General features: G+C 33.7%; 2 protein-coding genes. Both read right to left on the bottom strand.

What is annotated here, in order from left to right:
* The coding region (locus N5D90_RS17085) for a hypothetical protein (protein WP_280063480.1) at positions 1-195 on the bottom strand (195 nt) is incomplete at its 3' end.
* An 11-nt stretch (positions 196-206) separates the two neighbouring features.
* A partial coding sequence (locus tag N5D90_RS17080) for a DUF5675 family protein (RefSeq protein ID WP_280063482.1) occupies positions 207-609 on the bottom strand: 403 nt, incomplete at its 5' end.

Genomic DNA, 609 nt, shown 5'->3' with positions numbered 1-609 from the left:
GACACGTTGGCTGAGTAAATCATAACTGTTTTTAAATTCAGTTTTGATCAATAAAGCCATCGTTTTTACTTCTGTAATATCCTTTTCCATTTTTTTAAAATCAGAGTGTAATTGCTTAATGAAGTAAGCAACCACTGCCAATAATAAACTTGAAACTGAACCGAAAAGGACATTTAAAACCAATTCATTTTCCATAGCTTCTGATTTTAGAATTGAAAATTATTCTCGATTCGAATTTGATTTTCTTTGCTTTTGGCAATCTTCAAAAGTTTAGGATATACCATATCATACGCTTTACGGCTATGAGTTACTTGATAATCACCATTGATCAATTCAAAACCAAACCCAGTCAACGGACATCCTGCAGTTTGTAAATAGGTATTCCCGATATGGATGTACACATAATCAAAATTCGGAAGCTGATCAATTTCAATCATACCTTCGTGAACCTTACCCATCAGATTTTTATACTTGGTATTCATACCGCCCCACGTATTTAAACGGAGTTGAAAATTTCCGGTTGGAATAGCCGTTTGCTTCGGTATCTTATCTGCTCGAATCTTATCTTCTAACAAGTAGCATTGAAAGGTTCCATCAATATATAAATGA

Origin of the sequence: Empedobacter sp. GD03797 (assembly GCF_029842105.1) — a bacterium.
Taxonomy (GTDB): domain Bacteria; phylum Bacteroidota; class Bacteroidia; order Flavobacteriales; family Weeksellaceae; genus Empedobacter; species Empedobacter falsenii_C.
Note: the sequence above shows the minus strand (reverse complement) of the source record. Positions and strands in the feature narration are given on the sequence as shown.